General features: G+C 65.0%; 25 protein-coding genes and 1 tRNA gene. 11 read left to right on the top strand and 15 right to left on the bottom strand.

What is annotated here, in order from left to right:
- Positions 1–78: 78 nt before the first annotated feature.
- Positions 79–163: transfer RNA gene (locus EYW47_RS08865), tRNA-Leu, on the top strand.
- A gap of 109 nt (positions 164–272) precedes the next feature.
- Here EYW47_RS08865 and poxB read toward each other — a convergent pair.
- The gene (poxB, locus tag EYW47_RS08860; RefSeq protein ID WP_133194489.1) at positions 273–1,991 is read right to left on the bottom strand and encodes a ubiquinone-dependent pyruvate dehydrogenase; all 1,719 of its coding nucleotides are present in this window, start codon (positions 1,989–1,991) and stop codon (positions 273–275) included.
- Between the two features lie 246 nt (positions 1,992–2,237).
- Between poxB and EYW47_RS08855 the strand changes: the two genes are divergently transcribed.
- Positions 2,238–2,945, top strand: coding sequence for a pseudouridine synthase (locus EYW47_RS08855; RefSeq protein ID WP_133194488.1), 708 nt, complete (start codon positions 2,238–2,240; stop codon positions 2,943–2,945).
- A 155-nt stretch (positions 2,946–3,100) separates the two neighbouring features.
- A complete protein-coding gene (locus tag EYW47_RS08850) occupies positions 3,101–3,289 on the top strand; it encodes a hypothetical protein (RefSeq protein ID WP_133194487.1) in 189 nt (62 codons plus the stop codon).
- Positions 3,290–3,322: 33 nt separating this feature from the next.
- Here the strand turns inward: EYW47_RS08850 and EYW47_RS08845 are convergent, their stop codons facing one another.
- Positions 3,323–4,408, bottom strand: coding sequence for an NAD-dependent epimerase/dehydratase family protein (locus EYW47_RS08845; protein WP_133194486.1), 1,086 nt, complete (start codon positions 4,406–4,408; stop codon positions 3,323–3,325).
- 148 nt (positions 4,409–4,556) lie between these two features.
- Between EYW47_RS08845 and EYW47_RS08840 the strand changes: the two genes are divergently transcribed.
- From EYW47_RS08840 to EYW47_RS08830, 3 genes are all read left to right on the top strand, one after another.
- A complete protein-coding gene (locus tag EYW47_RS08840) occupies positions 4,557–5,588 on the top strand; it encodes a CDP-6-deoxy-delta-3,4-glucoseen reductase (protein WP_133194485.1) in 1,032 nt (343 codons plus the stop codon).
- Positions 5,589–5,998: 410 nt separating this feature from the next.
- Complete coding sequence (locus EYW47_RS08835; RefSeq protein ID WP_133194484.1) at positions 5,999–7,183, top strand: acetylornithine transaminase; 1,185 nt, start codon at positions 5,999–6,001, stop codon at positions 7,181–7,183.
- Positions 7,184–7,202: 19 nt separating this feature from the next.
- Positions 7,203–7,673, top strand: a complete 471-nt coding sequence (locus EYW47_RS08830; protein WP_240763611.1) for a GNAT family acetyltransferase — start codon at positions 7,203–7,205, stop codon at positions 7,671–7,673.
- Positions 7,674–7,787: 114 nt separating this feature from the next.
- Here the strand turns inward: EYW47_RS08830 and EYW47_RS08825 are convergent, their stop codons facing one another.
- The 7 genes from EYW47_RS08825 to EYW47_RS08795 form a co-directional block, all read right to left on the bottom strand.
- Positions 7,788–8,504, bottom strand: a complete 717-nt coding sequence (locus tag EYW47_RS08825) for an ABC transporter ATP-binding protein (protein ID WP_133194482.1) — start codon at positions 8,502–8,504, stop codon at positions 7,788–7,790.
- The gene (locus tag EYW47_RS08820) at positions 8,504–9,280 is read right to left on the bottom strand and encodes an ABC transporter ATP-binding protein (protein WP_028215777.1); all 777 of its coding nucleotides are present in this window, start codon (positions 9,278–9,280) and stop codon (positions 8,504–8,506) included. The genes EYW47_RS08825 and EYW47_RS08820 overlap by 1 nt, the downstream gene beginning before the upstream one ends.
- Before the next feature lie 24 nt (positions 9,281–9,304).
- Entirely contained in the window at positions 9,305–10,474 is a 1,170-nt protein-coding gene (locus EYW47_RS08815; RefSeq protein ID WP_133194481.1) for an ABC transporter permease subunit, read from the bottom strand.
- A 16-nt stretch (positions 10,475–10,490) separates the two neighbouring features.
- Positions 10,491–11,441 carry a branched-chain amino acid ABC transporter permease gene (locus EYW47_RS08810; RefSeq protein WP_133194480.1) on the bottom strand — a complete coding sequence of 317 codons (951 nt, stop codon included), beginning with the start codon at positions 11,439–11,441 and terminating at the stop codon, positions 10,491–10,493.
- Between the two features lie 211 nt (positions 11,442–11,652).
- Positions 11,653–12,036: a hypothetical protein gene (locus tag EYW47_RS08805; protein ID WP_133194479.1), complete on the bottom strand. Its 384-nt coding sequence runs from the start codon at positions 12,034–12,036 to the stop codon at positions 11,653–11,655.
- Positions 12,037–12,605: 569 nt separating this feature from the next.
- Positions 12,606–13,565: a 4-hydroxy-3-methylbut-2-enyl diphosphate reductase gene (gene ispH, locus EYW47_RS08800; protein WP_133194478.1), complete on the bottom strand. Its 960-nt coding sequence runs from the start codon at positions 13,563–13,565 to the stop codon at positions 12,606–12,608.
- Between the two features lie 5 nt (positions 13,566–13,570).
- Entirely contained in the window at positions 13,571–14,026 is a 456-nt protein-coding gene (locus tag EYW47_RS08795; protein ID WP_133194477.1) for an FKBP-type peptidyl-prolyl cis-trans isomerase, read from the bottom strand.
- A 172-nt stretch (positions 14,027–14,198) separates the two neighbouring features.
- Here EYW47_RS08795 and radC point away from each other — a divergent pair, with 172 nt between their 5' ends.
- The 4 genes from radC to nadB all read left to right on the top strand — a co-directional run bounded on the left by radC (position 14,199) and on the right by nadB (position 17,532).
- A complete protein-coding gene (gene radC / locus EYW47_RS08790) occupies positions 14,199–15,026 on the top strand; it encodes a RadC family protein (RefSeq protein ID WP_133194476.1) in 828 nt (275 codons plus the stop codon).
- A 277-nt stretch (positions 15,027–15,303) separates the two neighbouring features.
- On the top strand, positions 15,304–15,537 hold the full coding sequence (gene rpmB, locus EYW47_RS08785) for a 50S ribosomal protein L28 (protein WP_027794135.1): 234 nt from the start codon (positions 15,304–15,306) through the stop codon (positions 15,535–15,537).
- A 10-nt stretch (positions 15,538–15,547) separates the two neighbouring features.
- Positions 15,548–15,715, top strand: coding sequence for a 50S ribosomal protein L33 (rpmG, locus tag EYW47_RS08780; RefSeq protein WP_027817504.1), 168 nt, complete (start codon positions 15,548–15,550; stop codon positions 15,713–15,715).
- A 215-nt stretch (positions 15,716–15,930) separates the two neighbouring features.
- Entirely contained in the window at positions 15,931–17,532 is a 1,602-nt protein-coding gene (gene nadB / locus EYW47_RS08775) for an L-aspartate oxidase (RefSeq protein ID WP_133194475.1), read from the top strand.
- A 116-nt stretch (positions 17,533–17,648) separates the two neighbouring features.
- Here the strand turns inward: nadB and nadC are convergent, their stop codons facing one another.
- The 6 genes from nadC to purN form a co-directional block, all read right to left on the bottom strand.
- Complete coding sequence (gene nadC / locus EYW47_RS08770) at positions 17,649–18,563, bottom strand: carboxylating nicotinate-nucleotide diphosphorylase (protein ID WP_133194474.1); 915 nt, start codon at positions 18,561–18,563, stop codon at positions 17,649–17,651.
- The gene (gene nadA / locus EYW47_RS08765; RefSeq protein WP_133194473.1) at positions 18,563–19,693 is read right to left on the bottom strand and encodes a quinolinate synthase NadA; all 1,131 of its coding nucleotides are present in this window, start codon (positions 19,691–19,693) and stop codon (positions 18,563–18,565) included. Before nadA ends, nadC begins: the two co-directional genes overlap by 1 nt.
- 233 nt (positions 19,694–19,926) lie before the next feature.
- The gene (locus tag EYW47_RS08760) at positions 19,927–21,123 is read right to left on the bottom strand and encodes a DesA family fatty acid desaturase (RefSeq protein WP_133194472.1); all 1,197 of its coding nucleotides are present in this window, start codon (positions 21,121–21,123) and stop codon (positions 19,927–19,929) included.
- A 282-nt stretch (positions 21,124–21,405) separates the two neighbouring features.
- A complete protein-coding gene (locus EYW47_RS08755; RefSeq protein ID WP_133194471.1) occupies positions 21,406–22,728 on the bottom strand; it encodes a mechanosensitive ion channel family protein in 1,323 nt (440 codons plus the stop codon).
- 171 nt (positions 22,729–22,899) lie between these two features.
- Positions 22,900–24,291 carry an RsmB/NOP family class I SAM-dependent RNA methyltransferase gene (locus EYW47_RS08750; protein ID WP_133194470.1) on the bottom strand — a complete coding sequence of 464 codons (1,392 nt, stop codon included), beginning with the start codon at positions 24,289–24,291 and terminating at the stop codon, positions 22,900–22,902.
- Positions 24,288–24,959, bottom strand: coding sequence for a phosphoribosylglycinamide formyltransferase (purN, locus tag EYW47_RS08745; RefSeq protein WP_133194469.1), 672 nt, complete (start codon positions 24,957–24,959; stop codon positions 24,288–24,290). The genes EYW47_RS08750 and purN overlap by 4 nt, the downstream gene beginning before the upstream one ends.
- A gap of 176 nt (positions 24,960–25,135) precedes the next feature.
- Here purN and EYW47_RS08740 point away from each other — a divergent pair, with 176 nt between their 5' ends.
- Entirely contained in the window at positions 25,136–26,131 is a 996-nt protein-coding gene (locus EYW47_RS08740) for a bifunctional riboflavin kinase/FAD synthetase (protein ID WP_133194468.1), read from the top strand.
- The last annotated feature ends 146 nt before the right edge of the window (positions 26,132–26,277 follow it).

Raw genomic sequence — 26,277 nt, 5'->3', positions numbered from 1 at the left:
TAGTTGCCGCGGCGGCGAATTTACGCCATAATTTGCGGCTACTTCGAGCGTCTGTACTAAAAGCAGACGGCGAAAACTGCCTCGGTGGTGAAATTGGTAGACGCGCCGGACTCAAAATCCGGTTCCGAAAGGAGTGCCGGTTCGATTCCGGCCCGAGGCACCAAAGAATATTCCGGCACGTTCCGGAGAAGTACAGAAACCCGCGACAGCTCAAGGCTTCGCGGGTTTTTTGTTTCCGGCGCGCAAGCTCCGCAGGCCGGCCCCCTCGGGTATCAGCGCAAGTTGGTCTGCGCGAGCTCCACCACCTCGTCCCCTCGCCCGCTCAGCACTGCCCGCAGCATATAAAGGCTGAACCCCTTCGCCTGTGCCCACTGCAGCTTCGGCGGCATCGCCAGCTCATGCTTGGCCGTCACCACGTCCACGAGCGCCGGGCCGTCATGCGCGAACGCCTCGCGCAATGCGTCATCGAGCGCTTCCGAAGTCTCCACACGCACGCTGAAAAGACCCGCACCTTTCGCGATATCGGCGAAATTGGTCGCCACGAGATCGGTGCCCGTTTCCACGTAGCCACCCGCCTTCATCTCCATCGCAACAAAGCCCAGCGAACCGTTGTTCAGGACGACGATCTTGATCGGCAGATCGAGCTGGCGCGCAGTGAGAATGTCGCCGAGCAGCATCGAAAGCCCGCCGTCGCCCGAAAGCGAGATCACCTGGCGCCCGGCGTGCGCGGCCTGCGCGCCCAGCGCCTGCGGCATCGCGTTCGCCATCGAGCCGTGGTTGAACGAGCCGTGCAGGCGGCGGCGTCCGTTCATCGTCAGGTAGCGCGCGGCCCAGAGCGTCGGCGTGCCGACGTCGACGGCGAAGATCGCGTCGTCGGCGGCAAGCGCGTCGATGCGCGAGGTCACGTATTGCGGATGCAGCGGCTTGCCCGCGGGCGCCGGGCGCGCAAGGTCGTCGAGCCCCTTGCGCGCGTTCGCGTAGTGCTCGCGCGCGCGTTCGATGAAATGGCGCCCGGTCTTGCGCGTAAGCCGTGGCGTAAGGGAGCGCACGGTCTCGCGCACGTCGCCGATCAGCCCGAGCGTGAGCGGAGCGCGCTTGCCCAGCGCCGCCGCGTTGCGGTCGATCTGAACGATGTTTGCGTGCTCGGGATAGAAGTTGCGATAGGGAAAGTCGGTGCCGAGCATCACGAGCGTGTCGCACGACATCATGGCGTGATAGCCGGAGCTGAAGCCGATCAGCCCTGTCATGCCCACGTCGTAAGGGTTATCCCATTCGACATATTGCTTGCCGCGCAGCGCGTGCACGGTCGGCGCGCCGAGGGCGTCGGCGAGCGCCACCACTTCGTCGTGCGCGCCCTTGCAGCCGCTGCCGCACAACAGCGTGACGGCCCCCGAACGGTTGAGCAGGTCCGCCAGCCGGTCGAGGTCCGCGGACGCCGGCAGCGTCGCGGGCCGCGCGTGCTGCGCCCAGACGGGCTCTTCCTCCGGTCCGTCGAGTAGCGCCACGTCGCCGGGCAGGACGATCACGGCCACGCCCTTCTGGTCGATGGCGGTGCGCAGCGCCGTGGCGAGCACGCGCGGAAACTGCGAGGCGTTCGTCACGAGCTCCACGTAATGGGCGCATTCGCGAAAAAGCTCGGTCGGGTGGGTTTCCTGAAAGTAGCCGAGGCCGATCTCCGTCGACGGGATATGTGCGGCAATGGCCAGCACCGGCGCGTGATTGCGATGGCAGTCGTACAGGCCATTGATGAGGTGAAGGTTGCCGGGGCCGCAACTGCCCGCGCATACTGCGAGGCGGCCGGTCGCAGCGGCTTCCGCGCCGGCCGCGAACGCGGCGACTTCCTCGTGCCGCGTATGCATCCAGCGGATCGTGCCGAGCTTGCGCAAGCTCGCCGAGAGCCCGTTCAAACTGTCGCCGGTCACGCCCCAGATTCGCTCGACACCGACTGCTTCGAGCGTCTTGGCCAAATAATCCGCGATCGTCTTCGCCATGCCGTTCTCCTCGTGAACTGTCAGGCGCAGCGCGCGATTCACGCGTCGGCCAGTTCGTTGCGATACGTTACGCCATCCTCGTGAGACGCGCCGTGAAGCGTCTCAACCCGAACGCCCACGGAGCGCGGCACCTCATTCGCCATCGAGGCATCACGCGTGGAAAAACGCATTCGATTCGGGCATATGCGCGGGTGGCACGCTGGCGTTCGCTAAAATGCTGCGGTTTGTAGCCGCCGGCGTCCCGCCATGAACCTCGAAAGCATTCTCTTCACCCAGGGCTTCGGCACGCGCCGCCAGTGCCGCGGCCTGATCCTCGACGCGCGCGTGGCCGTCGCGGGCGAGCCCTGCGCCGATCCGCTCGCCACCTTCGATACCGAAGGCCTCGAGTTCAGCGTCGACGGCTCGCCCTGGCCGTTTCACACACACGCCTACCTCGCGCTGAACAAGCCCGCTGGCTACGAGTGCTCGCGCGACCCGCAACATCATCTGAGCGTGTTTCACCTGTTGCCGCCGCAGTTCGCCGCGCGCAACGTGCAGTGCGTGGGGCGTCTCGATCAGGACACGACCGGCCTGCTGCTGCTCTCCGACGACGGCAAGTTCGTGCACGCCTTCACCTCGCCCAAACGCAAGGTGCCCAAGGTCTACGTGGCCACCACGCGCCATCCGCTCGACGAGACGCAGTTGCAGGCGCTGCGCGAAGGCGTCCTGCTGCACGGCGAGCGCGAGCCCAGCGCCGCCGTTGCCGCGCATGCGCGCGGGGAGCACGAGCTCGAGTTGAGCGTGCTCGAAGGCAAATACCACCAGGTCAAGCGCATGGTTGCCGCCGCGGGCAACCGCGTGGAGGCGCTGCATCGCGAGCGTATCGGCGGCTTCGCGCTGCCTGAGGATCTGGCCCCGGGTGCGTGGAAATGGCTCGACGCGGCCGCGCTCGACGCGCTGCGCAACACGGGGTAAACCACGGCGCACGCCGCGCACGGCCTGCCCTTCGTGTGTTCGCACACGCACTCGCGCAGTTTCGCCCCTCATTGCGCCGCGCCGCAGCATGCCCTTCCAGATGTTCCGCCCTATACTCGACTCAACAACGATTACAAGTTGCAAGGAGGGGCATCATGATCATCAACGGCTCATTCGAAATCTCTTTCGTGTTGATGGCATTCATGGCGCTGGGGGCGATTCTGATTGGCGGCTTGCTGGCGTCGATGCATATGCGGCATCAATACCATCCGAATCTGATCGGGGCGCTCATCGGGGCCCTGTTCTGCTTCCTCTTGCTCGAAGCGCTGCCGGCAATCACGTGAACGGCACGCTTGCGCCGCGCTGCCGGCCCGGGTTCACGGGCACGGCGGCAGCGTGCGCAAAAAGGCATCCACATCGGGATAGCGCAGGCGCACGCGCAGTTCGCGCTTGAGCCGCGCGTTTGCGAGCCTGCGCGATTCCCGCATGAACGAAAGCAGCGTCGGATCGAGTTCGTGCTCCGCCTCTGCGCGGCTGATGCGCGGTGGGCGCGCGAGGCCGAACGCGTCCGCCACGCGATCGAAATAGTCCCCCATCTTCAGTTCGCTATCGTCGCTGGCGTGAATGACACGCGCCGGGCGTCCGTGCGTGGCAAGACGCAGCAGGATGGCCGCGAGATCGTCAGCGTGGATGTGACTCGTGTAGACGTCGTCATGCTCGACCAGTGCCGGCGTGCCCTTCGCGAGCCGCGCGAGCGGCAGGCGGTTGGCAGCGTAGATGCCGGGGATGCGGGCGATAGTCGCCTTGAGCGCGCCGCGCGCCGTTGCGCGCCGCAACTGCCGTTCGGCGGCCACGCGCCGTTTCGCGCGCGCGTTGGCAGGCCGCGCCGGGCGGGTTTCGTCGATGTGCGCACCGCCGCAGTCGCCATAGACGCCCGTGGTGCTCGCGTAGACGAGCGTGGGATGCGCCGGGTAGGCATGGGCGGCGCGGCGGGTGCGCTCGGGTACAATAGAAAACGATTTCGGATGCGATGTGCGCGTCGATGTACGCATCAATGCCGACGGCATTGCAGGCCTTGGCGCACGCGCTGGCACGCTCCTGGCCACGCGGCTGGATGCCCCGCTTTGGGCCGGCCGCGCCGCCGGGCGCCGACGCGCCTTGAGTGCCGCAATCAGCCTGCGTGTGCGCAAATCGTCGTCGCCGTCTTTGGCGGGTGGCGCGAGGTGGAGCACGACGCTCGCGAGTCCGGCGATGCGCGTGAGGCGCGAGCGCACGTCGAGGTCGCCGGCAACCGGCACCGCGCCCGCGGCGCGCAGCGTCCCGGTCTGCTCCGCTCGGCGCGTGAGCGCAAAGATGCGTGGTCGGCCGCGCCGCGCCTGCAACTGGGCAACGCAGCGCAGGCCGACATCGCCGCAACCGACAATGAGGATGCGCGCGCGGCGCAAGGTTCGTGTGGCAATCATGGTGGACCCATTTTAGCCGCCGGCGCCGGGCGGCGACGGCCCGAGCAGGCCGGAACAGGCTCAGGCAGGCTAAAGCAGGCCGGACATCGGCCACACGAGACACAACCCAGCTCAATCTCCCGGATTTCAGACTCAAGCTTTCTCGAATATGGTCTTCAACGTAACGCTCAAGCAAAGCGGCCGGCAGTTCCAGGTCGAACCCGACGAACCCATCCTCAACGCGGCCCTGCGCCAGGGCGTCGGCCTGCCGTACGGCTGCAAGAACGGCGCCTGCGGCTCGTGCAAGGGCACGGTCTGCAGCGGCGAAGTCGAGCAGCGCGCGCACGCCGCTTCGGCGCTCTCGAACGACGAGAAAACGCGCGGCATGGCCCTCTTTTGCTGCGCGACGGCGCAGACCGACCTCGAAATCGATATCCGCGAAGTGGCGGGCGTCGGCGACGTCCAGGTGCGCAAGCTGCCCACCCGCATCGCCGCGATCGAGCGCCGCGCCGACGACGTCGTCGTCCTGAAGCTGCAACTGCCCGCCAACGAGCGCCTGCAGTATCTCGCGGGGCAGTACCTCGAGTTCATCCTCAAGGACGGCACGCGCCGCAGCTACTCGATGGCCACCGCGCCGCACGAGGAAGGCCCGCTCGAGCTGCACATCCGCCATATGCCGGGTGGCAAGTTCACCGACCACGTCTTCTCGCAGATGAAGGAGCGCGACATCCTGCGCTTCGAGGCGCCGCTCGGCACCTTCTTCCTGCGCGAGGATTCTGAAAAGCCCATCGTGCTGCTCGCCTCGGGCACCGGCTTCGCGCCGCTCAAGGCGATTGTCGAGCACGCGGTCCACAAAAATCTGAACCGCCCGATGACGCTCTACTGGGGCGCGCGCCAGAAGAAGGACCTGTACCTGCTGGACCTCGCCGAGCAGTGGGCGAAGGACATCCCGAACTTCAGCTTCGTGCCGGTGCTCTCCGAGCCCGCCGCCGACGACAACTGGACCGGCCGCACGGGCTTCGTGCACCGCGCCGTGATCGAGGATTTGCCCGATCTCTCCGGCTACCAGGTCTACGCGTGCGGCGCGCCGGTGATGGTGGAATCGGCGCAGCGCGACTTCTCGCAGCATCACGGGCTGCCCGAAGACGAGTTCTACGCGGATTCGTTCACGAGCGCCGCGGACCTCGCGAATCCTGTCTGAGCGGCGCACGGGCGGGCGTCGTGTGCGCCTGCCGTGCACCCGTTGCACGCGCAATGCCTTTGCGGATTTGCGCGCGTAGAAGCGCACTCGGGTAAGCGTGCTGGCGAGCCGTCACGAAAAATTCTTCGGCTCATCGAAGCAAATTGGCACATTGACGGTTTACAGCGCCGCCGCCCTTGTCGTATTCTTGCGCCCATGAACTGCATCCTGTCCGCCCTCCGACGTCGCCGCCCGCCCCATCCTTAGGGCCTGGCTCGGTCGCGGACGCGCGTTGCACGTGGGTTGAACCCCCAACGCACATGTAGTTCGAATCACGAAAGCCACGGCCAGTCCGTGGCTTTTTGTTTGTCTGCCGGTTTTGACGGCTTCTTTCCAACCCTTATTGCAGTCCCAGCGCGGAGCCCGTTGCCATGAATTTTTCCGAGTACCCGATCGAGTCGCTGATGTACATCACCAACCGGCCCGAAATCGTTTTCACGCATGGCAAGGGGTCGTGGCTGTACGACAACGAAGGCAAGCGATATCTGGACTTCATCCAGGGCTGGGCCGTCAACAGCCTCGGGCACTGCAACGAAGGCATGATCGAGGCGATGGAGAAGCAGGCACGCCTGCTCATCAACCCGTCGCCCGCCTTCTATAACGAGCCGATGGCGAAGCTCGCGGGCCTGCTCACCGAGCACAGCTGCTTCGACAAGGTGTTCTTCGCCAACAGCGGCGCGGAAGCCAACGAAGGCGCGATCAAGCTCGCGCGCAAGTGGGGCAAGAAGTTCCGCGACGGCGCCTACGAGATCATCACGTTCGACCACAGCTTCCACGGCCGCACGCTCGCGACGATGTCGGCGAGCGGCAAGCCGGGCTGGGACACGATCTACGCGCCGCAAGTGCCGGGCTTCCCGAAGGCCGACTTGAACGACATCGCCTCGGTCGAGAAGCTCATCACAGGCAAGACCGTCGCCGTGATGCTCGAGCCGATCCAGGGCGAAGGCGGCGTGATTCCCGCCACGCGCGAATTCATGCAGCAACTGCGCGCGCTCACGAAGAAGCACGGCATCCTGCTGATCGTCGACGAAGTGCAGAGCGGCTGCGGCCGAGCGGGCACCCTCTTCGCCTACGAGCTCTCGGGCATCGAGCCGGACATCATGACGCTCGGCAAGGGCATCGGCGGCGGCGTGCCGCTCGCGGCGCTGCTCGCGAAGAAGGAAATCACGGTGTTCGAAGCCGGTGATCAAGGCGGCACCTACAACGGCAACCCGCTGATGACGGCCGCGGGTTATTCGGTGATCTCGCAACTGGTCGCGCCGGGCTTCCTCGAAGGCGTGCGCGCACGCGGTCAGTATCTGCGCGAGAAGCTGCTGGAACTGTCGGCGGAGCGCGGCTTCCAGGGCGAGCGCGGCGAAGGTCTCCTGCGCGCGCTGCTGCTCGGCAAGGACATCGGCCCGGAGATCGTCGAGAAGGCGCGCCTGATGCAACCGGACGGCCTGCTGCTCAACGCGGCGCGCCCGAATCTGCTGCGCTTCATGCCCGCGCTCAACGTGACGAACGAAGAGATCGACCAGATGATGGCGATGCTGCGCACGGTGCTCGATTCGCTGTAAGCACGCAAAAAGGCGCTCCGTGTCCATTTCGATCCGCACCTTCACCGTGGCCGATACCGACGCAGTGCTCGCGTTGTGGCTAGAAGCGTTTCCCGAATACGGGGATGCGAGCCGGCCACAGCGCGATCCGCGGCGCTCGATCGCGAACAAGCTTGGTACGCAGCCCGAATTGTTCTTCGTGGCGGTGCGCGACGAGGACGGCGAAGGCGGCGCGGTCGTCGGCACGGTGATGGCAGGTTACGACGGCCATCGCGGCTGGCTCTATTCGCTCGCCGTGGCTCGGGATGCGCGGCGGCTTGGCGTCGGCACGCGGCTCGTGCGCCATGCGGAACATGCGCTGAGCGCAATGGGGTGCCCGAAGCTCAATCTTCAGGTGCTCAGCAACAAGCCCGACGTGCTCGCGTTCTACGACGCGCTCGGCTATCGCGCCGATGCGGTCGTGAGCCTCGGCAAGCGGCTCAGTACGCAGGAATCCGAAGCAAGTGCGTAACGACTGGCGTTCTCGTTCTGTTCGCCGCGCCATTAAAAAAGCCGCATGGACCTCGAGTCCATGCGGCTTTCGTTCTTTCGCGGTCACGAAGACCGCCAACCTTCATTCACCGACTCATTCACCCAGATACGCCGCGCGCACCTTCGGATCGTCGAGCATCTTCTTTGCGTCGCCTTCCATCGTCACGAGACCCGAGTCCATCACATAGCCGCGGTTGGCCGCCTGCAGCGCAAGCCGCGCGTTCTGCTCCACGAGCAGCACCGTGATGCCCTCCCCCGAGATCGTGCGCACCACCTCGAAGATCTTCTCAACCATGATCGGCGAGAGACCCATCGACGGCTCATCGAGCAGCAGAAGCTTCGGCTTGCTGAGGATCGCGCGCGCCATCGCCAGCATCTGTTGCTCGCCGCCCGAGAGCGTGCCCGCGAGCTGTGTCGCGCGCTCCTTCAGGCGCGGGAAGAAGCCGAACATGCGGTCGACGTCCTTCTTGATGCCGTCGTTGTCGTTGCGCAGGTACGCGCCCATCTGCATGTTCTCGACGATCGACATGCGCGCGAAGATGCCGCGGCCTTCCGGCACCATCGCGAGGCCGCGCTTGAGCAGCTCGTGGGCCGGCACACCCTTGATCGACTGGCCCATGTACTCGATGTCGCCTGCCGAATACGGCTTCAGGCCCGTGATCGCCTTCATGGTGGTGGTCTTGCCCGCGCCGTTCGCGCCGATCAGCGTGACGAGCTCGCCCTGCTGGACCTCCATGTCCACGCCCTTGACCGCCTGAATGCCACCGTAGTTGACCTGCAGGCCCTTGATTTTCAGAACCGGTGTAGCCATCAGTGAACTCCCGCGCCCAGATATGCCTCGATCACCTTCGGGTCCTTCTGCACGTCGTGCGGCAGGCCTTCGGCAATCACCTTTCCATAGTCGAGCACTGTCATGCGGTTGCACAGGCCCATCACCAGTTTCACGTCGTGCTCGATCAGCAGGATGGTCTTGCCATCGGCGCGGATCTTGTCGAGCAGGCGCGTGAGTTCGACCTTCTCGGTCGCGTTCATGCCCGCCGCCGGCTCATCGAGCGCGAGCAGCTTCGGATCGGTCGCGAGCGCGCGCGCAATTTCGAGGCGGCGCTGATGGCCGTACGAGAGGTTGCGCGAGGTGTAGTCGGCGTACTGCGAAATGCCCACGTATTCGAGCAGTTCGAGCGCGCGCTCCTTGATCTCGCGCTCTTCCTTGCGCTCGGCCGGCGTCTGGAACACCGCGCCCAGAAGGCCGTGCTTCGTACGTACGTGGCGGCCCACCATCACGTTTTCCAACGCGGTCATGCCGCCGAACAGGCGAATGTTCTGGAAGGTGCGCGCGATGCCCGCCTTCGCCACCTGATAAACGGCGGTGGGCGTATAGGTGTCGCCGTCGAGCCGGAATTCGCCCGAATCCGGCGTATAGAGGCCCGTGATCACGTTGAAGAACGTGGTCTTGCCCGCGCCATTCGGGCCGATCAGGCCGTAGATCGTGCCGGCCTCGATCTGCAGGCCCACGTCGGAGAGCGCCTGCAGGCCGCCGAAGCGTTTGTTCACGCCCTTCACGGACAGGCGGATTTGGTTGTTGCTCATATGCTGTGTCTCCCGTCCTGTCGTTTAGGCGCGCACCGGCTTCTTGCTCGTACGCTTCGCGATCTTCGCGATCTTGTCTTCGTGCTTCGCCGCGGGCCAGAGGCCTTCCGAGCGGTAGAGCATGATGACGACCATCGCGAGGCCGTAGAGCAGCTGTCGAATGACTTCGGTATCGATGATCTGGTGGCCGAACAGCGCATGCTGCAGCGGCCCCATGGTCGAGCGCAGGAACTCGGGGAAGATCGAAAGCAGGACCGCGCCGAGAATCACGCCCGGAATGTGGCCCATGCCGCCGAGCACCACGCAGGCGAGCACCACGACCGATTCCCAGAACGTGAACGACTCCGGCGAAACGAAACCCTGGAAGGCACCGAACATCGCGCCCGAGAGGCCGCCGAACGAAGCGCCCATCGCAAACGCGAGCAGCTTCACATTACGGGTGTTGATGCCCATGGCCTTGGCGGCAATTTCATCTTCGCGGATCGCGGCCCATGCACGGCCGATACGCGAGTGCTGCAGGCGCGTACACACCCAGATCACAAACAGCGCGCATATCACGAACACGTAGTAGTAGCAGTACACCGCGGTGAACGTGAAACCGAGGATCGTATGCGGCTGCGAGAGATCCATGCCCGCGACATGCAGCGGCGCCACGCCCGTGATGCCCTGCGGCCCGTTGGTGATGTTCAGCGGACGGTCGAGGTTGTTCATGAAGATACGAACGATTTCCCCGAAGCCGAGGGTCACGATCGCGAGATAGTCGCCGCGCAGACGCAGTGTCGGTGCGCCGAGCACGATACCCGCAAACGCGGCGAGCCCCATCGCGAACGGCACGACGATCCAGTACGGCGTATGCAAGCCGTTCGGGAACATGTGCGCGATCCACTCGAACTGGTTCGTGAGGTGGGGCGACGTCAGCAGCGCGGCAACGTAGGCGCCCACCGCATAGAACGCGATGTAGCCCAAGTCCAGCAGGCCGGCGAAGCCCACCACCACGTTCAGGCCCAGCGCGAGCATCACATAGAGCATCGCGAAGTCCAGCACACGGACCCAGTAGTTGCCGCCCGCGGCGCCGACCACGAAGGGCAGCGCGGCCACGACGATGGCCGTCACGATCCCGACCGTCAGGGTCCGGGTCGTGTTCTTCTCGGGGATCAGCGTCGTCGACGGCTCGATCGGTTGAATAGAAGTCATGTTGTGCTACCCCCTCTTATGCACGGTCCGCAACACGTTCGCCCAGCAGCCCCGACGGACGGAACACGAGCACGATGATCAGCACGATGAATGCAAATACGTCCTGATAGTTACTGCCGAACACACCGCCGGTGAGGCCGCCGATGTAGCCCGCACCGAGTTGCTCGATCAGGCCGAGCAGCACGCCGCCCACCATGGCGCCGCCCAGGTTGCCGATACCGCCCAGCACCGCCGCGGTGAACGCCTTCATGCCGGGAATGAAGCCCATGTAGAAGTGCGCGTTACCGTATTCGGAGGCGATCATCACGCCGGCCAGCGCGGCAAGCGCCGAGCCGATCATGAAGGTGGCCGAGATCACGAAGTTCGGGTTCACGCCCATCAGGCTCGCGACGCCGGGGTTCTCGGCGATGGCGCGCATCGCGCGGCCGAGCTTGGTCTTGTGCACGAGGAGCAAGAGGCCCGCCATCACGAGGAACGCGACGGCGATGATCACGATTTCGGTGGGCGAGATCACGGCGCCTACGCTCGTGTCGGTCGCCTTGATCACGTTGATCGGATCGGTCGAGATCAGTTGCGGGAAGGCCAGCGGGTTACGCGACCAGATCATCATCGCGAGCGTCTGCAGCAGGATCGACACGCCAATGGCGGTGATCAGCGGCGCGAGACGTGGCGCGCGCCGCAGCGGCCGGTACGCGACTCTTTCGATCGTGTACCCGACGAAGGCACAGACAATCGCGGCTACCACGAGCGCAATGATCAGCGTGGGGATGTTCCCGAGGCCCGGGAAGTGATTGTGCAGCACATTGATCGTGGAAAGCGCGACCATCGCGCCGACCATGAGCACGTCGCCGTGCGCGAAGTTGATGATGCCCAGAATCCCGTACACCATCGTGTAGCCCAGCGCGATGATGGCGTAGATGCTGCCAAGCACCAGCCCGTTCAGGATCTGCTGGATGAAAATATCCATTTAATGCTCCTTTGCCCGTGCGACCGGATTCGCGCTCGTCATCGGCCGGTGGGCGATGTTTTACGGAACCGCAACGACACTCTCGGGTACTGAAGTAAAAGACCGGTAAAGGTTGGCCACGTCCAGTTCGCGTTGCCGCTGTGTTGCAGCTGCTTGCTCGCCGGAAGCGGATGCAAAAACGGCACCGTCGGATGGTTCGGTGCCGTCGGGTTCAACTACCTGTCACTTTCGCGACGACGCTTGCGCGGCGGGCCTCACGGCCAGCCTTGCGTGCGTCATACGTCATGACTCCCACTTTCGGGCAGCCCTTGGCGCAGGTACGGCCGGCGGCGTCGAAAGACGCCGCATGTCCGTACACGGCTTTGGACCAGCCGGCAGACGGACCCTGCGTCCCTGCCGCGCTACCGTTTACGGCAGCATCGGCCAGAACCTTTTGGTCCGTCACGAAAACTGCATTCGTGCCGCCTGCATGAGCAACATGCATGCCGGTTATCGATGTTGCGCTGATACCCGTTTCGGCACTGCGGAAGAACCACACGGGGTGCGTTGCAACCGCAGCCGCCGAGGACGCGGCAAAAGCAAACTCGACTTGCATTAATCAGGTCTCCTGCGCCTTCCGAAACGCTTGTCTGCAGGGCCTCACGAGTCCGTTCGGCCCCCAGAACGCGCGCATTGTAACTCCAATTATGCGACCGGCAATATTGTTGAACCGACAGGGTTTTCCTGCATTGCAACCAATTTTTGAAATAAGACGACGAGTATGGTTGCACCCAGGGTTGCGCCTGATTTCGGTGCACCAGTTGCACCGAAATCAGGCGCGGCTCGCATCAAGTGTTGTTTCGGCGTGGCGCTATGCCTTATCGGAAGGGCATCACACATCCGGCCACATGCATTCAAGTGAATATTGAGATTTCGCGCCGAATCGATGCGCGGGGGATTGGATGCGGCCGAACCTTCAAAATATCGGGGTCACATCGCGAAATTCGACCCCGCCCTCTAGCGAAAACACTAATAAGACCGAGCCGGAGCAACGTGGTTTACCTCACGTTTCGATTGATGCCACCCTATTTAATGACGCACGGTGCGCGCCGTCGTTTTCACCGGGCAAAAAAAAAGCGCGCCACTTGGCGCGCTTTACGGCGAAACCGGGGTGCGACCCAGCGTTCAGGCCGGTTGTCCGAGACCTCGCGGCAACGGGAATGCGATGTTCTCTTCGATGCCCTCGAGCGCGCGCACATTGCGCACGCCAAGCTCATGCAGACGCTGGATGATCTTCTGTGCAAGTGCCTCCGGCGCCGACGCGCCTGCCGTCAGGCCGATGCGGCGCTTGCCTTCGAGCCAGCGCGGGTCGATCTGGTCGGGCGCATCCACCATATAGGCCGGGATGCCGCGCTTTTCGGCCACTTCGCGCAGGCGGTTCGAGTTGGAGCTGTTCGGGCTGCCCACCACGATCACGACGTCGCATTGCGGCGCCATGAACTTGACCGCGTCCTGGCGGTTCTGGGTGGCATAGCAGATGTCCTGCTTCTTGGGCTCGCGAATCTCGGGAAAGCGCGCCTTGAGCGCGGCGATGATCTCGGCGGCGTCGTCCACGGACAGCGTGGTTTGCGTGACGAACGCCACGCGCCGCGGATCGCGCAGATCGAGCGCCTCCACGTCGTCGATATCCTCGACCAGATACATGCCCTCGCGCACCTGGCCCATCGTGCCTTCGACTTCCGGGTGTCCCTTGTGGCCGATCATCACGATGTCGAGACCTTCGTCACGCATCTTCGCCACTTCGACGTGCACCTTGGTCACGAGCGGACAGGTCGCGTCGTAGACGCGCAGACCGCGCGCCTCGGCGTCGGCGCGCACGGCCTTGGACACGCCGTGCGCACTGAAGATGACGGTGTTGCCGGCCGGTACTTCGTCGAGCTGCTCGATGAAGATCGCCCCCTTCTTGCGCAGGTCGTCGACGACGTAGGCGTTATGGACGATCTCGTGGCGCACGTAGATTGGCGCGCCGTGGAGCTGGATAGCCCGCTCGACGATCTCGATGGCGCGGTCGACGCCGGCACAAAACCCGCGCGGCTGAGCGAGCAGGATTTCGGCGTCGGCCAGAAGGGATGTGTCCGTGGTCATGGGCTTTAGAGGATTCCGATGATTTGCACTTCGAACGCAACCGCCTGGCCAGCGAGCGGATGGTTGAAATCGAACAGCGCGGAGGTCTCGTTCACCTCCTTGAGCACGCCAGCGTAGCGGCCGCCGTCGGGCGCGTTGAACTCGATGAGGTCGCCGGGCTTGAACGACTCGCCGATCATGGCGTTATCGCGCAACGTCTTGAGCGACACGCGCTGGATCAGATCGGGATTGCGCTGGCCGAAAGCGACGCCAGGCTCTAGCTGAAAGGTGGAGTGGTGCCCCACTTTCAGACCCAGCAAAATGTTCTCCAACGGCGGCGAAAGCTGCCCGACGCCCAGCAGCAGCGTAGCCGGGCGGTCGACAAACGTATTGACGATCTCGGTGCCATCGGCAAGCGAAAGCCGGTAGTTCAGTGTGACGTGGGAACCGGGTTTCACCTCGGAGATGTCGATGATGCTCATGCGGTACTCGTATTCGTCTGGGCGCGAGCGCAACGCGTAGCGCGCGAGAGGCGCCCTCAAGGGGCCGGTCCGGCCGCCTTCGCGCGGTCGGGAAACCGCTATTGTAAGCCACATAGTTGCAGGACGGCGGCCACGCGCATGGTGCGCGCGCTGCCCGACGCGAGGAGATCGAATGTTCGAAATCGCCTGTAGCAAGCCGCTTTGGCGCGACGGCGCCGCTGCCGAGGCGGCTGGCGCGCCGCCAATCGCCGTCGTGCACGACGCGGCGCGCGCAGCCGCACACGGACCCGCACCCGGACCCGCTCCAGCCACGCCGGCACCAGGCGGGGAGCGTACCGAGGCACGCAGCCGCATCATGCCCCGCGAACGCCTGCTCGCGTCCGGGGCAGCCTCGCTCTCCGACCTCGAACTGATCGTGCTCCTGCTTGGCACGGGACAGCGGGGCCACAACGTGTTCGACGTTGCCGGCTCGCTGCTCGGGCACTTCGGATCGCTGCGCGCCATGCTCGACGCGCAGCGCGAGGAATTCGAGAGCCTGCGCGGCATTGGGCCAGCCAAGGCTTCGACGCTCGTCGCCGTACTCGAGCTCGCCCGACGCGCGCTCGCCGAGCAACTAGAAGATAAACCGTTGATCGATTCGCCCGGCGCGGTCGAAGACTATCTTCGCCTGCTGATCGGCGGACGAGGCTATGAGGTGTTCGTCTGTCTCTTCCTTGACGTGCGGCATCGGCTGATCCGCACCGAGGAGAGCACGCGCGGCTCGCTCACGCGCATGGCGGTGTATCCCCGCGAAATCGTCCGGCGCGCACTGATGCTCAATGCGGCGAGCCTGATCGTCGCGCACAACCATCCGTCGGGCGCGGTCCAGCCAAGTGCAAGCGACCGGCGCCTGACACGGGTGCTGCGCGAAACGCTCGCACTCGTCGAAGTCCAGCTTGTGGACCACCTGATCATCGGCACGCAGGAGACATTTTCGTTTGCCAGCCACGGCCTCGATTGACGCAACAGCATCGGAACCCATTTTGCAGTGCGCGCCGGCGCGCACTGTCACCACGGCCATTCGCAAATCGCGTTTGATTTTCCTGGCATTTTCCTGCTAGAATTCCGGTTTGCCTATTTCCAACCCTGTTCCTAAGCCCGTCGAGGCGTTCTAGGGGAAATATGGCCTGGGTTCGAGGTTGTCTCTCATCCATACGTGAGCGCTCTCCTTTCCGGCCATTTCTCGCCTGGGAAACTTAAGCGGCTCTCGAACTCAGAATTTCCGTAGGAGTGCACTCATGGCACGTGTATGCCAAGTCACTGGGAAAGCGCCGATGAGCGGCAATAACGTTTCCCACGCTAACAACAAGACCAAGCGCCGTTTCCTCCCGAATCTGCAAAACCGCCGTTTCTGGGTTGAAAGCGAAAACCGTTGGGTGCGTCTGCGCATCTCGAACGCAGGCCTGCGCCTGATCGACAAGAACGGCATCGACTCCGTGCTCGCAGACCTGCGCGCACGCGGCGAACTGTAAGGAGTAAATCATGGCCAAGGGCATCCGCGACAAGATCAAGCTCGAGTCGACCGCAGGTACGGGTCACTTCTACACGACCACGAAGAACAAGCGCAACATGCCGGAAAAAATGTCGATCAAGAAGTTCGACCCGGTTGTTCGCAAGCACGTCGAGTACAAGGAAACCAAGATCAAGTAATTGATCGGGTTTCGAGCCAGACGAAGACAGAAAAACCCCGCCGAAAGGCGGGGTTTTTCTTTTTGCGCCGCAAGTGCGGCTTTTCGTCCGCTCCCCTCTCGGAGTATGCTTCCCGCTTCACCGGCCGCCTGCGCGCACGCCACCGGCAAAAGGCGTCGCAGCGCGGCTTCAGGCGACACGAAGCAGCAGAACAAGAGAGACGGAGAGGCAGGACCATGAATTTCGATGTAGCGATCGTCGGCAGCGGGCTGGCGGGATTGAGCGTCGCACTGAACCTCGCGGACACGCGCCGCGTGGTGCTGATCGCCAAGCGCGCGATGACCGAGGGCGCGAGCGACCGGGCACAGGGCGGCATCGCCGCGGTGCTCGATTCGGCCGACAGCGTGGAGAACCATGTAGACGACACGCTCGTCGCCGGCGGCGGCCTGTGCGACGAGGCAGCCACGCGCTACATCGTCGAGCACGGGCGCGAAGCCATCGAGTGGCTGATCGGCCAGGACGTGCCGTTCACGAAGGACGCCGCCGCCGAGCTCGGCTTCCATCTCACGCGCGAGGGCGGCCACAGCCACCGGCGCATCATCCACGCCGCCGACGCCACCGGCCACGCCGTCGTGCAAACGCTGCTCGAGCGCGCGCGCCAGCATCCGAACATCACGATCCTCGAAGATCACCAGGCGATCGACGTCATCACGTCCGACCGCCTCGGCCTGCCGGGCCGCCGCTGTCATGGCCTCTACGCGCTCGATCTGCAGAACGACCGCACGGTGACGATCCAGGCGCCGCACACGGTGCTGGCCACGGGCGGCGCAGGCAAGGTCTACCTATACACGACCAACCCCGACACGGCCACCGGCGACGGCATCGCCATGGCCTGGCGCGCAGGCTGCCGCGTGGCGAACATGGAGTTCATCCAGTTCCACCCCACATGCCTCTTTCACCCGCACGCGAAGTCATTCCTGATTTCCGAAGCCGTGCGCGGCGAAGGCGGCGTGCTGCGCCTGCCCGACGGCACGCGCTTCATGCCCGCGCACGACGCACGCGCGGAGCTCGCGCCACGCGACATCGTCGCCCGCGCAATCGACTTCGAAATCAAGAAGCACGGCATCGACTGCGTGCATCTCGACATCAGCCATCAGCCGGCCGCGTTTCTTGAAGAGCACTTTCCGACGATCCTCGCGCGTTGCCGCGAGTTCGGCATCGACATCACAAAAGAACCGATCCCCGTCGTGCCCGCTGCGCACTACACCTGCGGCGGCGTCGTCACCGACCTGGCCGGCCGCACCGACCTCGCGGGGCTCTACGCGGTCGGCGAAACGTCGTACACGGGCCTGCACGGCGCCAACCGGCTCGCCAGCAACTCGCTGCTCGAATGCCTCGTGATCGGCCGTTCGGCCGCCGAAGCGATCGAGGCCGAAGGCTTCGGCGCGGGCGCGCACGCCCCGCTGCCCGACTGGGACGAAAGCCGCGTCTCCGACTCCGACGAAGAAGTCGTGGTCGCGCACAACTGGGACGAGCTGCGCCGCCTCATGTGGAACTACGTGGGCATCGTGCGCACGGACAAGCGGCTCGAGCGCGCCCAGCACCGCATCGCACTCCTGCGCGACGAGATTCTCGAGTACTACGCGAACTTCCGCGTGACGCGCGATCTGCTGGAGCTGCGCAATCTGGTCGATGTGGCGTCGCTGATCGTCGAGAGCGCGCGCTCGCGCCGCGAGAGCCGCGGCCTGCACTACAGCCGCGACTGGCAGGGCACGCTGCCAAAGGCGCTGCCGAGCGTGCTCTCGCCGGAGCGCGTGCGTAATCGCACGGTGACGTAAAGCGGCGGGACAAGGGCGCGAAGGCGCTCTGGCTCTATCGGCTCTGCCAGGCCCAGCAAAAAGGCCGCCTCTCGCGAGGCGGCCTTTGCGCATTCAGCACGTCAAACGCAGCGTGCTCAGACGATCCGCATCGAGTAGTCCGTGGCCCGCACGTCCTTGGTCAGCGCGCCGATCGAGACGCGGTCCACGCCCGTTTCCGCAATCGTGCGCACCGTGTCGAAGTTCACGCCGCCCGAGACTTCGAGCACCGCGCGACCCGCCGTGCGCTTGACCGCCTCGCGCATCATCTCGAACGAGAAGTTGTCGAGCAGCACCGACTTCGCGCCATGCACGAGCGCCGCATCGAGCTGTTCGAGCGTCTCGACTTCGATCTGAATCGGCACGCCAGCATCGAGGGCGATCGCCGCATCCATCGCGGCGCCGACACCGCCCGCCGCCGCGATATGGTTTTCCTTGATCAGGATGCCGTCGTATAGCGCGAGCCGCTGGTTGGCGCCGCCGCCCACACGCACCGCGTACTTCTGCGCGAGGCGCAGGCCGGGCAGCGTCTTGCGCGTATCGAGGATGCGCGCCTGCGTATGAGCAATCATGTCGACGTAGCGGCGCGTCACGCTCGCCACGCCCGAGAGCAGCTGCAGAAAATTCATCGCATTGCGCTCGGCCGTGAGGAGCGAGCGCGCCGGGCCGCGCAGCGAGCACACGATGGTGTCCGCCGCCATGCGTTCGCCCTCGCGATAGTGCCAGCGCACCTCGATGCGCGGATCGACGCGCTTGACCACGCCATCGAACCACAGCACGCCGCACAACACCGCGTCCTCGCGCACGAGGATGCGCGCATCGCGCACTTCGTTCGCGCTCACGAGGCGGCCCGTCTGGTCGACGGGCCCGACATCCTCCTCGAGTGCATCCGCCACGTTGCGCACGATCGCGGCGTCGAACGCCGCGCCGTACTGCGCGCGCACTTCCTCGAGCACGGGCGCGACGGCGTCCGCTGCGCGCAACTCCCGCGCGCCTTCCTTCAAATTCGTCATCAGGCCGCCCCCACCTGCGAGAACAGCGCGGTGTCGCGCGCGAGGTCGCCGCTCGCCTGCACGCGGCGCTTGTGCTCGGCCGCGAAGGCGAGCATGCGGTCGATCGGCAGACGCGCCCGCTCGCCAATCGCAGCGTCGACGAAGATCTCGTTGTGGCCGCGCTCGAGCACGTCGACGAGATTTCCGAGACCGTTCATGGCCATCCACGGGCAATGTGCGCAGCTCTTGCAGGTCGCGCTGTTGCCGGCTGTGGGCGCCTCGATGAAGGTCTTGCCCGGCGCCGCGAGCCGCATCTTGTGCAGGATGCCAAGATCGGTCGCGACGATGAAGCGCTGCGCGTCGAGCTTCACCGCGGCGTCGATCAACTGCGTGGTCGAGCCGACCACGTCCGCCAGCGCGACCACGGCCTCGGGCGATTCGGGATGCACGAGCACCTTGGCGTCCGGATACTCGGCGCGCAGCAGATCGAGTTCGATGCCCTTGAACTCGTCGTGCACGAGGCACGAGCCCTGCCACAGCAGCATGTCGGCGCCGGTCTTCTTCTGGATGTAGTTGCCCAGATGGCGGTCCGGCGCCCAGAGGATCTTTTCGCCCTTCGCGTGAAGATCGGCCACGATCTCCAGACCGATCGACGAAGTGACCATCCAATCCGCGCGCGCCTTCACGGCGGCGCTGGTGTTCGCGTAGACCACCACGGTGCGATCGGGATGCGCGTCGCAGAATGCGGAGAACTCGTCGACGGGACAACCGAGGTCGAGCGAGCAGGTCGCGTCGAGGTCCGGCATCAGGATGCGCTTGTTCGGGCTCAGGATCTTGGCGGTCTCGCCCATGAAGCGCACGCCCGCCACGACGAGCGTCTGCGCCTCGTGATCGCGGCCGAAGCGCGCCATCTCGAGCGAATCGGCCACGCAGCCACCCGTTTCGTCCGCCAGCTCCTGCAATTCAGGATCGACATAATAGTGCGCGACGAGCACCGCCTTTTCGCGCTTGAGCAACGCGCGAATGCGCTCCTTCAATGCAACGCGCTCTGCCGCGCCAGGTGCGTCGGGCACCTTCGCCCACGCCTGTCCGACGCTGCAGACGGCACCCTGCGGCCGGTCGTATTCGACCTTCCTGATTGCCTGACTCATGATCTCCTCTGTCGGCCGGAGTTCGTGCTTTAGCACGTTACTCTGGCCCCATGCTCTAGTTGCAGCCCTGCCGATCGCCGCGGCTCCAGATCGGTGCATGACACCGGCTTTTCCGCGGCCCCAAAAGAAAAACCCCGCCAGCGCGGGGTTTTGTGACGTACCTGGATTCTAATGGATTTTTTCGAGATTCACGCAGGGCACATTGGCCGCCGCGAACCTGCGAATCCAGAGAATCAGGCGTAGCGGCGCAGACGCGACGCGAATTCCTGGAGCGCCTTGATGCCGCTTTGCTCGGCACGGTGGCACCAATCCTGGAGCTGCGTGAGCAGTTGTTCGCGCGAGGCGCTCGAACGCTCCCAGATGGCCGCGAGCTCGTTGCGCAACTCGATGTACGTGCGCAGCTTCTGGCTGTTCGCGAAGATCTGCGGCAACTGGCGCTTTTGCGGCTCGTTCAGGCTGGCTTCTTCCTTGTCGAACCACTTGCGCGCGCCGCGCATGACCTTGTACTTCTCGCGCTCGCCCACTTCCTTCAGATGCGCGAGCTCCTGACGATACGCCTGCTTCACAGCCTTGCCGTAACGCGCCATCACTTCATAGCGGTTCGAGAGCACGGCCTGGAGCGTCTCGTGGTCGGGCACGAGCTTGCCCTTGGTGAGACGCGGCGTGGGCGCGACCTTCTTGACCTTCGCGAGACCGACGGCCTGCATCATGCGGATGTACATCCAGCCGATGTCGAACTCGTACCACTTGTTCGAGAGCTTCGCGGAAGTCGCGAAGGTGTGGTGGTTGTTATGCAGCTCCTCGCCACCGATGATGATGCCGAACGGCAGGAGGTTCGTGCTCGCATCCGACGAATTGAAGTTGCGATAGCCCCAGAAGTGGCCCAGGCCGTTCACGACGCCGGCGGCCCAGAACGGGATCCAAGCCATTTGCACGGCCCACACGGAGAGACCGACCACGCCGAACAGCGCGACATCGATCACCATCATGATGCTCACGCCGAGGATCGGGTAGCGCGTGTAGACGTTGCGCTCCATCCAGTCGTTGGGCGTGCCGTGGCTGAAACGGCGCAGCGTCTCTTCGTTCTTCGCTTCGGCGCGATAGAGTTCGGCGCCTTCGAGCAGCACCTTCCAGATGCCGCGCGTTTGCGGGCTGTGCGGATCTTCTTCGGTCTCGCACTTGGCGTGGTGCTTGCGGTGAATGGCGGCCCACTGGCCCGTGAGCATGCCCGTGGTCATCCACAGCCAGAAACGGAAGAAGTGGCTGGCGATCGGGTGCAGATCGAGCGCGCGGTGCGCCTGGCAGCGGTGCAGATACACCGTCACGCCGATGATCGTGATGTGGGTGGCCACGGCCACGAACAGCAGGATCTGCCACCACGAGAAATGCAGCATCCCGTGGGCAAGGAAATCAAGCAGGGAATTCAACAAGGTATTTACCCGTGAAACGAAGCGCGCCGGCCTTTCAGCGCTGCGCTGACGTCAAGAAAATGAAAGCGACCAGGAGAGGTTGGACGGCATTCTACTAGAACCGTTCCAAGTGTTTGTAACAAATGGAGATTTTTTCCCCAAATTGCGGCGGCGTCAATCTCCGGACGCATTTTTGAGGCGGTTTGCCACACTTGCTCGCACATTTTTTGTGCGTTCAGGCCCCACCTCGCCTTTCGCCACCTGGCGACACTGCCAGAATGGCAGCTACGCCTTAACCTGACCTTAAGTCGCCAGGGCAGCCCGCTCGGCAACGGGCACCGCCTGGCCGACGAGCCGTACATCGCGCTGCGCCGGCGGGATGGCCACCCCGTGTTCGCCGAATAGCCGCCACACGTTGCGATTCACGTCCGAACGCACGCCGGTCGTGCCGATCGCCGCATCCTCGATCCAGAACGCCAGTTCCAGCTGCGCGCCGTCGCTTCCGAACTCGACCAGCGAGGCTGTCGGCACAGGGTCGGCGCATACCCGGTCGACGCCTTGCGCGGCGCGCGCGAGCAATTGCAGCGCTAGCTCGATGTCCGACGCGTACGCCACCCGAACGGTCAGCTTCGCGTAGCCCCGCGTCAAGTAGGACGAGTGGTTCTGCACGACATCGGTGATCAACTTTTCGTTGGGAATCAACGTCTCGATGCCATCGAAACTGCGCACGACCGTATAACGGCGGCGAATCTGCGTGACCCGGCCCTGAATGCCGCCCACACTGATGGTGTCGCCAATACGCAACGACCGGTCCGCCAGCACGATGAAACCCGACACATAGTTGCTGGCGATTTTCTGCAGCCCGAAACCGAGGCCCACGCCAAGCGCGCCGCTGAACACACCGAGCACGGTCAGGTCGATGCCGACCATCGACAGGCTCATCACGACTGCCGTCAACACGAATGCGCCGCGGCCGATGCGAATCGAAAACACCTTCAGATTGGCATCGAGCTTCGGCGAGCGCATGATGCGGTCCTCGAAGGCGATTCCGAGCCAAAGGGCCAGAATGAGCATCACGCTCACGGAGAGCACGGCCTGAGCGACTGCCAGCAACGTGAAATGCGTCTGGCCGACGGTGATCTGGACGTTGGCCGACCAGCGCAAAACGTCGTCGTCGAGGTCCAGCACCCGCAGCACCACGCCGATCCACACGACGATGGTCGTGATGCCTTCGCTTACCGCGAGCAGCCTGTGCGTGCGCTTGTCGCGGCCGAACACCCCGCGCAAGAGAAAGAACGCCAGATAGATGAGGCCGATGCCGACGACCGGCACCAGCGCGATATCGAGCAGCGTCGTCGGCATGAACGGTCTCGCGACATGCCTGACCGGCCAGATCAGTGCGGCGGCGCATAGCCAGAAAATGGCCCGGTAAAGGCTTTCCGCCCCGAAGTGGCGCACGTCGCGCTGCAACAACTCCAGACGCCGCCGGATAGAGCGCCGCGCCAGCAAAGCCAGCATCCAGGCGACGACGAGCAGCCCGCCGATGATCAGGAGCTGCCAACGCGTCTGCGGCAGCACAAAAAGCGAAACGGCGCGATGGATCAGGGACGAAAGATTACCGTTCATGCGGTGCGGCGACGGTGCAAATGAGGCGCTGATCGTAACCGCTCGACCTCACGCCTCGCCACGCATGCCGCTCAAGGAATACCGCAAAAAGCACCCTGCAGCGCCCTCAATGCGACGCGGGGCCGTCCGGCTCCACCGGACGGCCCCGCGCTTTTGGCCACAGCCGCTCGCTTATTCGAGCGCTGCGTCCGGCTCGGCTGCTTCGGACTCCTGCGCCTTCGCGATGGCGTCGGCTGCCTCGCTCTGCGCGGTGGCCTCTTCCGGCGTCGTGGCGGCGCCTGCCTTCTTCGTCTTGGGCTGCGCCTCGCCGCGGCGCTCCAGCACGGCGGCAAAGAAGCCGTCTGTCGCATGGCGGTGCGGCCACATCGACAGGTACTCGCCGGTGTCGAGGCCCACGCGCTGGTCCGCGAGCGCCTCGCGCGCGCTCACCAGCACGAAGTCGGGGTGCGCCTCGAGAAACTGCTTCACGACCGCTTCGTTCTCGGCTTCGAGAATGCTGCAGGTCGCGTAGACGAGACGGCCGCCACGCTTGAGCAGGCGCGCTGCGCTCGTGAGAATCGAAAGCTGCTTGGGCGCGAGCTCAACAATCGATTCCGGCGACTGACGCCACTTGAGGTCAGGGTTGCGCCGCAAGGTGCCGAGGCCCGAGCACGGCGCATCCACCAGTACGCGGTCGATCTTGCCGATCAGGCGCTTGATCTTGGCATCGTGCTCGCTATCGATCAGCACCGGATTCACGTTCGACAGGCCACTGCGCGCAAGGCGCGGCTTGAGCTTCGCGAGGCGTCGCTCGGAAACGTCGAACGCATAGAGGCGGCCCGTCGAGCGCATCATCGCGCCGAGCGCCAGCGTCTTGCCGCCCGCGCCCGCACAGAAGTCCACCACCATTTCGCCGCGGCGCGGCGCGACCAGCGAACACAGCAGCTGGCTGCCTTCGTCCTGCACCTCGAACCAGCCGTCCTTGAACGCGTCGAGCTTGGAGAGCGCGGGCTTGCCCGCCACGCGCACGCCGAACGGCGCGAACGGCGTCTCGCCGGCTTCGATGCCCGACTCGGCCAGTGCGCGCAGGAGTTCATCACGATTGGCTTTGATCGGGTTCGCGCGCAGGTCGAGCGGCGCGGGATAGTTCAGCGCGGCGGCCAACTGAGCGAGTTCGGCGGCGTCGAAGCGCGTTTCCAGCGCCTTCACGATCCACTCGGGCAAATTGAGCTGCACGCGCTGCGGCAGGCTCGCCGGATCGATCTTCGCGACGTGCTCGAGCCAGTTGGCCTCGGCGTCGGAGACGAACGGACGGATGGCCGAACGGCCAGCGGTGGCCATCAGGCCGAGCAGCGTGAGGCGCCGCGTCGGGCTGCCGGTGCCGCTCTCGGCCAGGTGCGCGAACTCCATGCGCCGGCGCAGCACGGCGAATACCGCCTCGGCGATCACGCCGCGCTCGGCATGGCCGAGCTTCGGGTGCTCGCGGAAGAAGCGGCTCGTCACCGCGTCGGCGGGACCCGTGAACTTGAGGACGTCGGCAAGCAACGTCTCGGTCTGTCCAATCAGGAAACCATGCAGCCTCATGCGCCCTCCCCGGCGGTTTGTGCGTTCGCGTTCATATCGTCAAGGAAGAGCCACTGCGGCTCGGTCGGTGTGAGCGTCACGCGCTCGCCGTCGAGCGCGAGGCGCCCTTCGACGAACCAGCGCACCGCCCGCGGATAAATCACATGTTCGGTCTTGAGCACGCGCGCGGCGAGCGCCGCGGCGTCGTCGCCCGTGCGCACGGGCACGACCGACTGCACGACGATCGGGCCATGATCGAGCGTCGGCGTGACAAAATGGACCGTCGCGCCATGCACGCGGCAGCCCGCATCGAGCGCCTTCTCGTGCGTTTTCAAGCCCGGGAAGCTCGGCAGCAGCGAAGGATGAATATTAAGCATGCGACCCGAATAATGCTGCACGAAGCCCTCGGTCAGCACGCGCATGAAGCCCGCGAGCACGACGAGGTCCGGCGCATGGCTGTCGATCGCCTGGGCGAGCGCGGAGTCAAAGGAGGCGCGATCGGGATACTGGCGGTGGTCGACGACCGCCGTGGCAATACCATGCGACGCCGCAAACGCAAGGCCCGCGGCGTCGGGACGGTTGGCAATCACGGCGGCGACACGCGCCGGCCAGGCTTCGTGCGCGCACGCGCGCACAATGGCCTCCATGTTGCTGCCCCGCCCCGAAATCAGAATGACGAGATTTTTCATCCGCGGATTTTATCATCGGGGAAGGCGTCCGACGCTCGCGCGGCGGCGATCGTCGCCCCGTGCGTTTATAATCTCCTGTTTAGTCGCGGCCGTGGCCGCGTAACCGGTCTCGATCGGCGCGCATGGCCCGCGCGCACTTTTCCAGGTTCCCTCAGGTTCCTCCAGGTTCCGCTATCGTGAGAGTCTTCCGCGGTCTTCCCAACGCCGAAAGCCGAGCGCCCTGCGCGCTCACCATCGGCAACTTCGACGGTGTCCACCGCGGGCATCAGGCATTGCTCGCGCGCGTGCGCGAAGCCGCCGACGCGCGCGGCCTGCCCGTCTGCGTGATGACCTTCGAGCCGCATCCGCGCGAGTTCTTCAATCCGGCCAGCGCCCCGCCGCGCATCGCCATGCTGCGCGACAAGCTCGAGGCGCTGCGCGAGAACGGCGTGGACCGCGTCGTGGTCGAGCACTTCAACCACACGTTCGCGAGCCAGTCGCCCGATGCGTTCGTCGAGCGCATCATCGTGGGCGGCCTGCACTCACGCTGGATGATGATCGGCGACGACTTCCGCTATGGCGCGAAACGCGCGGGCGACTTTGCCTCGCTGCAGGCCGCGGGCCGCGAGCACGGCTTCGAAGTCGAGCAGATGGCGACCGTGGCCGACCCCTCGGGCGTGCGCATCTCGAGCTCCGCCGTGCGCACCCAGTTGCAGGCGGGCGACCTGGACGCCGCTCGCGCCGCGCTCGGGCGCGGCTACGCGATCAGCGGGCACGTCACGCACGGCCTGAAGCTCGGCCGCGATCTGGGCTTTCCCACGCTGAACCTGCCGATCGGCCACAAGCGCCCGGCGCTCAAGGGCATCTTCGTCGTGCTGGTGCATGGCATCGCCGACCATCCGCTGCCTGGCGTCGCGAGCCTCGGCTTGCGCCCGACGGTGGACGATTCGGGCCGCGTGCTGCTCGAAGTGCATCTGCTCGACTGGCACGGCGACGCCTACGGCAAGCTCGTGCGCGTCGAGTTCCTCAAGAAGTTGCGCGACGAGGAGAAGTTCGCCGACCTCGAAACGCTCACCGCCGCGATCGCGCGCGACGTGGCGAACACCCGCGCCTGGTTCGCCGCCGCGGGCACTGATGTAACCGGTAGCCGCTCCACCGGCTTCGCCACCTCGGCCACCGACCGAATTAGGTGAACTGCGGCCCGCGCGCTCGAGATTGGCGAGCGTTGCGCGGGCTGCCCCGCCCCTTGGCGTCGCGAGCGAATTGCATCGCATGCGGCGCCCGAGGCGACGGTTGCGCGGCAACGCCGCAATGCTGACGCCGAGCATCCTCCGAATTC

Source organism: Paraburkholderia silviterrae (assembly GCF_004353915.1).
Taxonomy (GTDB): domain Bacteria; phylum Pseudomonadota; class Gammaproteobacteria; order Burkholderiales; family Burkholderiaceae; genus Paraburkholderia; species Paraburkholderia silviterrae.
The sequence above is the reverse complement of the archived record's forward strand: the minus strand, read 5'-3'. Positions and strand labels throughout refer to the sequence as shown.

Coding starts and splice junctions, on each gene's coding strand:
- rpmG (WP_027817504.1), top strand. CDS start 15,548: ATGGCCAAGGGCATCCGCGACAAGATCAAGCTCGAGTCGACCGCAGGT.
- EYW47_RS08840 (WP_133194485.1), top strand. CDS start 4,557: ATGGTCTTCAACGTAACGCTCAAGCAAAGCGGCCGGCAGTTCCAGGTC.
- poxB (WP_133194489.1), bottom strand. CDS start 1,991: ATGGCGAAGACGATCGCGGATTATTTGGCCAAGACGCTCGAAGCAGTC.
- EYW47_RS08805 (WP_133194479.1), bottom strand. CDS start 12,036: ATGCAAGTCGAGTTTGCTTTTGCCGCGTCCTCGGCGGCTGCGGTTGCA.
- nadB (WP_133194475.1), top strand. CDS start 15,931: ATGAATTTCGATGTAGCGATCGTCGGCAGCGGGCTGGCGGGATTGAGC.
- EYW47_RS08850 (WP_133194487.1), top strand. CDS start 3,101: ATGATCATCAACGGCTCATTCGAAATCTCTTTCGTGTTGATGGCATTC.
- nadC (WP_133194474.1), bottom strand. CDS start 18,563: ATGACGAATTTGAAGGAAGGCGCGCGGGAGTTGCGCGCAGCGGACGCC.
- EYW47_RS08855 (WP_133194488.1), top strand. CDS start 2,238: ATGAACCTCGAAAGCATTCTCTTCACCCAGGGCTTCGGCACGCGCCGC.
- EYW47_RS08820 (WP_028215777.1), bottom strand. CDS start 9,280: ATGAGCAACAACCAAATCCGCCTGTCCGTGAAGGGCGTGAACAAACGC.
- ispH (WP_133194478.1), bottom strand. CDS start 13,565: ATGACCACGGACACATCCCTTCTGGCCGACGCCGAAATCCTGCTCGCT.
- rpmB (WP_027794135.1), top strand. CDS start 15,304: ATGGCACGTGTATGCCAAGTCACTGGGAAAGCGCCGATGAGCGGCAAT.
- EYW47_RS08810 (WP_133194480.1), bottom strand. CDS start 11,441: ATGGATATTTTCATCCAGCAGATCCTGAACGGGCTGGTGCTTGGCAGC.
- EYW47_RS08795 (WP_133194477.1), bottom strand. CDS start 14,026: ATGAGCATCATCGACATCTCCGAGGTGAAACCCGGTTCCCACGTCACA.
- EYW47_RS08845 (WP_133194486.1), bottom strand. CDS start 4,408: ATGATTGCCACACGAACCTTGCGCCGCGCGCGCATCCTCATTGTCGGT.
- EYW47_RS08750 (WP_133194470.1), bottom strand. CDS start 24,291: ATGAGGCTGCATGGTTTCCTGATTGGACAGACCGAGACGTTGCTTGCC.
- radC (WP_133194476.1), top strand. CDS start 14,199: ATGTTCGAAATCGCCTGTAGCAAGCCGCTTTGGCGCGACGGCGCCGCT.
- purN (WP_133194469.1), bottom strand. CDS start 24,959: ATGAAAAATCTCGTCATTCTGATTTCGGGGCGGGGCAGCAACATGGAG.
- EYW47_RS08815 (WP_133194481.1), bottom strand. CDS start 10,474: ATGACTTCTATTCAACCGATCGAGCCGTCGACGACGCTGATCCCCGAG.
- EYW47_RS08755 (WP_133194471.1), bottom strand. CDS start 22,728: ATGAACGGTAATCTTTCGTCCCTGATCCATCGCGCCGTTTCGCTTTTT.
- EYW47_RS08835 (WP_133194484.1), top strand. CDS start 5,999: ATGAATTTTTCCGAGTACCCGATCGAGTCGCTGATGTACATCACCAAC.
- EYW47_RS08825 (WP_133194482.1), bottom strand. CDS start 8,504: ATGGCTACACCGGTTCTGAAAATCAAGGGCCTGCAGGTCAACTACGGT.
- nadA (WP_133194473.1), bottom strand. CDS start 19,693: ATGAGTCAGGCAATCAGGAAGGTCGAATACGACCGGCCGCAGGGTGCC.